Source organism: Thermus brockianus (assembly GCF_021462505.1).
GTDB lineage: Bacteria > Deinococcota > Deinococci > Deinococcales > Thermaceae > Thermus > Thermus hydrothermalis.
In genome coordinates this window covers 128,045-135,000 of the sequence record NZ_JAKEDV010000005.1, presented here as the reverse complement: position 1 = coordinate 135,000, position 6,956 = coordinate 128,045, and the positions used below count along the sequence as shown (strand labels likewise).

Sequence of the window (6,956 nt, the reverse complement as noted above, 5' to 3'; positions counted from 1 at the left end):
GTAACCCAAAAGGAGCCAGAAGGCGAGTTCAAGTCCCGGGCCCCAGATGCCCTTGGGGAGGCGCAGGGCAAAGGGGAGGAAAAAGGCGCTCGCCACCAGGAAGCGAAGGAGCACGAGGAGGCTTGGGGCCATCTCCCCCACCGCCCCCTTCACCACCACGAAGGTGGTGCCCCAGATGAGGGTGACGAGGTTGAGGGCGAGGAGGCCTGCGGCTAACCCGCGCATGGCCTAAAGTGTATAGCATGACGCCCGCGCCCCATGAGGTGCGAAAGGCCCTAAAGGAGCGCCTCCTCGCCCACCTGCGCCACCAAGACCCCGCCTACGAGGCCCTCCTCCAGGACTACCCCAGGCGGGGCGGAAAGATGCTTCGCGGCCTCCTCGTCTACTACAGCAGCCTCGCCCACGGGGCGGGGCACGAAGCGGCCCTCCTTTTGGCCACCGCATTAGAGCTTTTCCAAAACTGGGTCCTGATCCACGATGACATTGAGGACGGCTCCGAAGAGCGCCGGGGCCGCCCCGCCCTGCACCGCCTCTACCCCATGCCCCTCGCCCTGAACGCCGGGGACGCCCTCCACGCCGAGATGTGGGGGCTGTTGCTGGAGGGGGTGGAAAAGGGGCTTTGGGACGGAAGGGTCCTCCGGGAGTTCCACCAGGTGGTGCGCCGCACCGCCTACGGGCAGCACCTGGACCTCTCCTGGACCCTCGAGGGCCGCCTGGACCTCGCCCCGGAGGACTACCTGGGGATGGTGGCCCACAAGGCCGCCTACTACACCGCCGTGGCCCCCTTGCGCCTGGGGGCGCTCCTTGTGGGCCAGGACCCGCCCAAAGCTTACGAGGAAGGCGGCTTGAAGCTGGGCGTGGCCTTCCAGATCGTGGACGACGTCCTCAACCTGGAAGGGAATGAAGCCTACGGCAAGGAGCTCGCCGGGGACCTCTACGAGGGCAAGCGCACCCTGATCCTCCTCCGCTTCCTCCAAGGGGCAAGCCCGGAGGAAAGGGAAAGGGCCGAGGCCCTCCTGCGCCTCCCCCGGGAGGAAAAGCCCGAAGGGGAGGTGCGCTGGCTTTGGGAAAGGCTAAGCGCCTCAGGAGCCGTGGCCTTTGCCAGGGAAGAGGCCAAGAGGCTAGCCCAAGAAGGCTACGCCGCCCTCCTGCCCCATCTGGAAACCCTCCCCGTGCCGGAAGCCCGCAGGTACCTGGAGGACATCCTGGGCGCCCTGGTGGAGCGCAGGGCATAATGGGGCCATGCAGGGGGTGCGCTTTAAGGTTATCACGGGAAACGACCAGGACATTTTCCAAGAACGGCTCAACCGCTTCGTGGAGGAGTTGCCGGAAAACGTGGTCCTGGTGGACGTGAAGTTCTCCGTGGCCGAGGGCCCCTCTCCCCTCTTCGCCGCCCTGGTGCAGTACAAGGAAGTGGAGGCGTGGAAGGAGTAGAGGACTTCCGCTTCTTCCTCGCCCTCCACGGCGAGGCGAGCCGGGAAAGGGTACGGGCCCGTTTCCCCGCCCTGGCGCCCCTCCTTCGGGCCCTGGGGGAGGAGCTCGTGGTCCAGGGGGAAACCTTCCGCCTGGCCCGCCCCTTGCGCCTCTCCTGGTTCGCCCCCCTCTTCCGGGAGCGCTACCCCCTCCTTCCCGAGGGCGAAAGGGCCTTGGCCCTGGAAAGGCTTCTGGAAGCCGCCTTCGCCTCGGCGGAAGCGGGCGAGCCCTTGGTGGAGGGGGAAGGCCTCTTGCGGGCGGCCCGGGCCTTTCAAGAAGGGAGCCAGGCCCTCCTCCAAGGGGACGCCCGGACCGCCCTCCACCGCTATGGGGAAGGCCTGGGCCTCCTGGAACAGGCGGGCCTGCCCTTCCCCGCAAGCGCCCTGGCCCTTTTGGCCCTGGCCCAGGAGGCCTTCCGCCCAGGGGGCAAGGGCAAGGAAACCGCCAAGAAGGCCCTTGCCCGCGCGCAAACCCCTTTCGCCAAGGAGATGGCAGCCCAGCTCCTAAAGGCGGAAGGCCCGAGCGCCTAGAATGGAGGGCATGGACGGGGGGCTTGAGCGCCTCTACCTGGCGCGGCCTCGAGGCTTCTGCGCCGGGGTGGTGATGGCCATTGAGGCGGTGGAGCGCTGGGCGGAGGCCTTGCGGGACCAAGGGGAGCTGGTGGTCTACCACGAGATCGTCCACAACCGGGTGGTGGTGGAGCGCCTCAGGGCCAAGGGGGTCCACTTCGTGGAGGACCTAGCGGAACTGGAGCGCCTGAGGCGGGAAAGGCGGCTTGCGGGCACCCTGGTCTTTTCCGCCCACGGCCACCCCCCTGCCGTGCGCAAGAAGGCCGCCGAGATGGGCTTCCACATCCTGGACGCCACCTGCCCCCTGGTCACCAAGGTGCACACGGAGGCCCGGCGCTACGCCAAGGAGGGGTACTGGATCCTCCTCGTGGGGGACTCCGCCGACCACCAGGAGATCAAGGGCACCTACGGGGAGGCCCCGGAGCGGACCATCCTGGTGGCGGTGCACACCCACGTGGGCAAGGACCCCCGCCTGGCCGATCCCCGCACGGTGACGGTGCCCGACCCCGAAAGGGTGGTGGTCCTCACCCAGACCACCCTGAGCGTGGACGACACCCTGGCCACCATAGAAATCCTGAAGCGCCGCTTCCCCAAGCTGGTGGTCCCCGCCCGCAAAGACCTCTGCTACGCCACGCAGAACCGCCAGGAGGCGGTGAAGCGCATCGCCCCCAGGGTGGAGGCCTTCCTGGTCCTCACTAGCCCCCATTCCTCCAACGGGATGCGGCTTTTGGAACTGGCCCAGGAGCTCACGGGCCGGGCGTACCGCCTGGAACGCCCTGAGGAGCTCCGCCCCGAGTGGCTTTCCGGGGTGAGAAGCCTCGGCCTCACCTCCGCCGCCAGCACCCCCGAGGATCTGGTGCAGGAGGTGGTGGCCCGCCTAAGGGCGGCCAACCCGGGGCTTTTGGTGGTGGAGGAAGGGGAGTGGGAGCACATCAGCTTCCGCGAGCCCAGGCCCATCCCCCCGGAGGAGGTCTTGGGTGCTTGACCTGAGGCTCTCCGTGGCCCCCATGGTGGACCGCACGGACCGCCACTTCCGCTTTTTGGTGCGCCAGGTGAGCCTTGGGGTGAGGCTCTACACCGAGATGACCGTGGACCAAGGGGTCCTAAAGGGCAACCCCGAGCGCCTCCTCGCCTACCGCCCCGAGGAACACCCCATCGCCCTGCAGCTTGCGGGCAAGGACCCCGAGCGCCTGGCCCAGGCGGCGCAGGTAGGGGAAGCCTTCGGCTACGACGAGATCAACCTCAACCTGGGCTGCCCCTCGGAGAAGGCCCAGCAAGCCGGTTATGGGGCCTGCCTCCTCCGGGACCCCGTGCGGGTGGCGGCCATGGTCCAGGCCATGGCCGAGGCGGTGCGGATACCGGTCACGGTGAAGCTGCGGCTTGGCCTCGAGGGCCAGGAAACCTACCCGGAACTCGCCCGCCTGGTGGAGGGCCTGGCGGAGGCGGGGGCCAAGGCCTTCATCGTCCACGCCCGAAGCGCCCTCCTCTCCCTCTCCACCCGGGCCAACCGGGCCATCCCCCCCTTGCGCCACGAATGGGTCCACCGCCTAAAAGGGGACTTCCCCCACCTCCTTTTCGTCCTCAACGGGGGCCTGCGCACCCTGGAGGAGGCCCTGGCCCACCTGGACAAGGTGGACGGGGCCATGCTCGGCCGGGCGGTCTACGAGGACCCCTTCGTCCTGGAGGAGGCGGACCGGAAGGTGTACGGCCTAAACCGCAGGCCAAGCCGCCTAGGGGTGGCATGGCGGATGCGGGCCTACCTGGAGGAGGAGCTCTATAGGGGCACGCCGCCTTGGGCCGTGCTCCGGCACCTGCTAAGCCTCTTCCGGGGAATGCCCGGAGGAAGGCTTTGGCGGCGCATCCTCGCCGAAGGGCGCTCCCTCCAGGCCCTGGACCAGGCCCTAAGGCTTATGGAGGAGAAGGTAGGCGAGGAGGGCAAGGAGGAACACCCACACCCAAAGGGGCACCCGCTTCCTTCGCACCCGCTTGCCGGTTAGGGGGTCCAGGGCGGGCGGGGGGGCCATCTTGAGCCGGGTGGCCCGCTTCATGTGGGCCACCATCTTGTCCAGGTCCCCTTTCCGCTTGTAAAGGGCGGCTAGGTTCTCGTGCAGGAGAGGGTCTTCCGGGGCAAGCCTTAAAGCCTTTTGGTAGAGGTCCAAGGCCGCCTCTAGCTCGCCCCGCTCCAGGTAGAGCGTTCCCAGGTTGGTGAGGGCCCGGTGGTGCTCGGGGTCCAAGGCCAGGGCCTTTTGGAAATGGCCCTCCGCCTCCTCCCGCCTCCCCTCCCCCACCGCCCGCACGCCCAAAAGCACCTCCCGCTCCGCTAGGAAAAGGGGGTCTTCCAGGCGCTCGGGGGCCTCTTCCAAAAGGGCAAGCCCCGCAAGGAGCCTTTCCCTTAGCCCCTCGGGGAAGCCCTCGGCGTAGGCCCGGGCGGCGGCGTAGTCCTTGGCCCTCAGGAGGGCGAGGAAGCGCAAGAGGGCTTCCGCCTCGCTATCCCCCGCCAAGGCTTTAGCCTTAAGCTCCGCCACCACGCCCCCCATCCTAGCCCAAGGCGCGGCGGTAGACCTCGAGGTAGGCCCTCGCCGGCTTCTCCCAGGAAAAGTCCTTCCCCATGCCCCTAAGCCCCAGGGGCTCGGCCCCGAGGCGGAAGAGGCGCAAGACCCCGTAGAGAAGGCCTTCCGGGTGATAGCTCTGGAAGAGAACCCCGGTCTTTCCGTCCTCCACGGTGTCCTTTAGCCCCCCCACCGCCCGGGCCACCGGGGGGGTGCCGTAGCGCTGGGCGATCATCTGCACCAGGCCGCAGGGCTCAAAGCGGCTCGGCACCAAGACCGCCTCCGCCCCGGCGTAGGCCAGGCGGGCCAGGGCCTCATCGTAAGCGGGGACGAAGCGCACCCGCCCTGGGTTTTGCGCCTCCGCTTCCTGAAAGGCCTGCGCCAGGGCTTCCTCCCCCACCCCCTGGACGTAGAGGCTGAAACCGAGCTCCCAAAAGCGGGGCAGGGCCTCCAGGACCAGGTCTAGGCCCTTCTGGGGGTCCAGGCGGCCGATGTAGGCGAGAATGGGGGGCTTTAGGCCGCTTCTTTGGCGGAAGGCCTCCCGGGCGAGGGCCTTGCCGGAGGGGTCTTCCCGGGAGTAGGGGGTGGGAAGGTGGGGGTCACGGGCCGGGTCGTAGACCTCCAGGTCCAGGCCGTTCAGGATGCCCCAAAGCTTGTCCGCATGCTTGCGCAGGACCCCGTCCAGGCCCATGCCGAACTCCGGGGTCTGGATCTCCTGGGCGTAGGAGGGGCTCACCGTGGTCACGGCCCGGGCGAAGACGATCCCCCCCTTCATCAGGTTCACCTTCCCGTGGTACTCCAGGGCCTCCATGTGGAATAGGCTCCAGGGAAGCCCCGTGAGGAAGAAGAAAAGGCCCGGGTCCACTAGGCCCTGGTGGGCCAGGTTGTGGATGGTGTAGACCGTGGGGGCGTAGAGGGCGAGGAGGGCCGCCGTCCAGTCGTGGGCGTGGACCAGGTCAAAGCCCCGGGCCACCTCCGCCGCCGCCCGGGCGAAGCGCAGGTAGCGCTCGGGGTCGTCGGGGTAGCCGTAGACCCGCTCCCGGTCAAAGCCCTCCACCCCCAGGAGGAGGAAGCGCACCCCCCCTTCCCACCCCTCCCCCAAGGGCGCCCGGGCCTCCTTCCCGGCGAAGGGGAAGCGCACCTCCCCCACCCCTCGGGCGGCGAGGCCCCGGTGCCAGGGAAGGAGGAGGGTAGCCTCCACCCCGAGGGGCTTTAGGGCCTTGGGCAACGCCCCCACCACGTCGGCGAGCCCCCCCACCTTCACCAAGGGGTACGCCTCGGGGGCCACGAAGAGGACCCTCATGGGGGCCACACCCCCTTAGGGAGGGGAAGGGCCCCCTCCAGGTCCAAAAGGTAGAGGTAAGCCCAGGCCTCCATGGGGCCCTCCTCCGTCTGGACCAGGATGCGCTCCCTCCGGTACTCCTCCCCTTCCTCCTCGAGGGCATCCAGGAGGGGTAGGGCCTCCTCGGGAAGGAAGAGCACCTCCCCGTACACCCGCCCCCCTCCCGGGACCATGGCGGGGTAGGCGTAGGGCCTGTCCCTGCCTGGGGGGAGGTGGTAAAGGGCAAAGCCCTCGGCGTACCCGGGGACGACCCTTTGCACCCTTCCCGCCACCAGGGCGTGGTTCCTCTCCCCCCGCTTGAGGGTGCCGTAGACGAAGACCCGCTCCACTACTCCCCCAGGAAGCGGTACCCCACCCCCACCACGGTTTCAATGAAGCGGGGGGCGTGGGGGTCGTCCTTGAGCTTCTTGCGGAGGAGGCGCACGTAGGCGTCCACCACCCGCTCCGAGCCCTCAAAGTCCCCACCCCAGACCCGTTCCAAGAGCTCTTCCCGGGTGTACACCCGTCCGGGCACCTGGGCTAAGGCGAAAAGGAGGCTGAGCTCCGTGGGGGAAAGCTTGAGGGGCTCCCCTTCCAGGTAGGCCTTGCGGGCCTCCAGGTCTAGCTCCAAAGGCCCAAAGCGCCGCCTCCCCTCCTTCCCTGCCCGGCGCAGGAGGGCCTTGATGCGGGCGAGGAGTTCTTTGAGGGAAAAGGGCTTGCCCAGATAGTCGTCCGCCCCTTCCAAGAGCCCCTCCACCCGGCTATCCTCATCGGCGCGGCCCGTGAGGAGGAGGACGGGAAGGAGGGGGTCCAGGTCCCTGAGGGCCTTGAGGACCTCGAGGCCCTCCATGTCCGGCAGGCCCCGGTCCAGGACCACCAGGTCCGGCTTGCCCCCTTCAAAGGCCTTCGCCAAAGCCTCCTTGCCCGTGCGGGCCCAATCCACCGCCAGCCCTTCCCTTTCCAAAAACCGCTTCACCAACTCCCCCACCTGGGGGTCGTCCTCCACCAAGAGAATGTGCGCCATAATCCCTTCCCAAATACGCC

The 6,956-nt window shown here is 68.4% G+C and carries 10 protein-coding genes (1 of these 10 cut by a window edge); 5 read left to right on the top strand and 5 right to left on the bottom strand.

The features are described from left to right. A protein-coding gene (locus tag LXN00_RS07775; protein WP_234507056.1) for a DMT family transporter crosses the window boundary here: on the bottom strand, positions 1 to 225 show its beginning. The gene continues 606 nt to the left of window position 1, outside the view; 225 of the gene's 831 nt are visible here — the first part of the coding sequence; it begins with the start codon at positions 223 to 225; its stop codon lies off the left edge, out of view. Positions 226 to 242: 17 nt separating this feature from the next. Here LXN00_RS07775 and LXN00_RS07770 point away from each other — a divergent pair, with 17 nt between their 5' ends. Genes LXN00_RS07770 through dusA form a run of 5 tightly spaced genes read left to right on the top strand, consistent with a single transcriptional unit; the run spans position 243 to position 4,039 of the window. Beyond that, positions 243 to 1,235 carry a polyprenyl synthetase family protein gene (locus LXN00_RS07770; RefSeq protein WP_234507054.1) on the top strand — a complete coding sequence of 331 codons (993 nt, stop codon included), beginning with the start codon at positions 243 to 245 and terminating at the stop codon, positions 1,233 to 1,235. Positions 1,236 to 1,242: 7 nt separating this feature from the next. Beyond that, positions 1,243 to 1,434: a hypothetical protein gene (locus LXN00_RS07765; RefSeq protein ID WP_071676913.1), complete on the top strand. Its 192-nt coding sequence runs from the start codon at positions 1,243 to 1,245 to the stop codon at positions 1,432 to 1,434. Beyond that, positions 1,422 to 2,003 (top strand): hypothetical protein, encoded by a 582-nt coding sequence (locus tag LXN00_RS07760; RefSeq protein ID WP_234507053.1) that lies wholly within the window; start codon positions 1,422 to 1,424, stop codon positions 2,001 to 2,003. Before LXN00_RS07765 ends, LXN00_RS07760 begins: the two co-directional genes overlap by 13 nt. A gap of 1 nt (position 2,004) precedes the next feature. Beyond that, positions 2,005 to 3,027: a 4-hydroxy-3-methylbut-2-enyl diphosphate reductase gene (gene ispH, locus LXN00_RS07755; protein WP_234507050.1), complete on the top strand. Its 1,023-nt coding sequence runs from the start codon at positions 2,005 to 2,007 to the stop codon at positions 3,025 to 3,027. Beyond that, on the top strand, positions 3,020 to 4,039 hold the full coding sequence (gene dusA, locus LXN00_RS07750) for a tRNA dihydrouridine(20/20a) synthase DusA (protein ID WP_234507049.1): 1,020 nt from the start codon (positions 3,020 to 3,022) through the stop codon (positions 4,037 to 4,039). The genes ispH and dusA overlap by 8 nt, the downstream gene beginning before the upstream one ends. Here the strand turns inward: dusA and LXN00_RS07745 are convergent. Genes LXN00_RS07745 through LXN00_RS07730 form a run of 4 tightly spaced genes read right to left on the bottom strand, consistent with a single transcriptional unit; the run spans position 3,944 to position 6,936 of the window. Then, entirely contained in the window at positions 3,944 to 4,579 is a 636-nt protein-coding gene (locus tag LXN00_RS07745; protein ID WP_267962718.1) for a tetratricopeptide repeat protein, read from the bottom strand. The genes dusA and LXN00_RS07745 overlap by 96 nt on opposite strands. 1 nt (position 4,580) lies before the next feature. Next, positions 4,581 to 5,894, bottom strand: a complete 1,314-nt coding sequence (locus LXN00_RS07740; protein ID WP_234507045.1) for a glycogen synthase — start codon at positions 5,892 to 5,894, stop codon at positions 4,581 to 4,583. Next, positions 5,891 to 6,262, bottom strand: a complete 372-nt coding sequence (locus LXN00_RS07735) for a gamma-glutamylcyclotransferase family protein (RefSeq protein ID WP_234507043.1) — start codon at positions 6,260 to 6,262, stop codon at positions 5,891 to 5,893. The genes LXN00_RS07740 and LXN00_RS07735 overlap by 4 nt, the downstream gene beginning before the upstream one ends. Then, positions 6,262 to 6,936, bottom strand: a complete 675-nt coding sequence (locus LXN00_RS07730) for a response regulator transcription factor (RefSeq protein ID WP_234507042.1) — start codon at positions 6,934 to 6,936, stop codon at positions 6,262 to 6,264. Before LXN00_RS07730 ends, LXN00_RS07735 begins: the two co-directional genes overlap by 1 nt. Positions 6,937 to 6,956 lie beyond the last annotated feature (20 nt).

Bases quoted from the DNA above. Each gene is read 5' to 3' on its own strand.
- LXN00_RS07770 (WP_234507054.1), top strand. From the start codon at position 243: ATGACGCCCGCGCCCCATGAGGTGCGAAAGGCCCTAAAGGAGCGCCTC.
- ispH (WP_234507050.1), top strand. From the start codon at position 2,005: ATGGAGGGCATGGACGGGGGGCTTGAGCGCCTCTACCTGGCGCGGCCT.
- LXN00_RS07765 (WP_071676913.1), top strand. From the start codon at position 1,243: ATGCAGGGGGTGCGCTTTAAGGTTATCACGGGAAACGACCAGGACATT.
- LXN00_RS07730 (WP_234507042.1), bottom strand. From the start codon at position 6,936: ATGGCGCACATTCTCTTGGTGGAGGACGACCCCCAGGTGGGGGAGTTG.
- LXN00_RS07740 (WP_234507045.1), bottom strand. From the start codon at position 5,894: ATGAGGGTCCTCTTCGTGGCCCCCGAGGCGTACCCCTTGGTGAAGGTG.
- LXN00_RS07745 (WP_267962718.1), bottom strand. From the start codon at position 4,579: ATGGGGGGCGTGGTGGCGGAGCTTAAGGCTAAAGCCTTGGCGGGGGAT.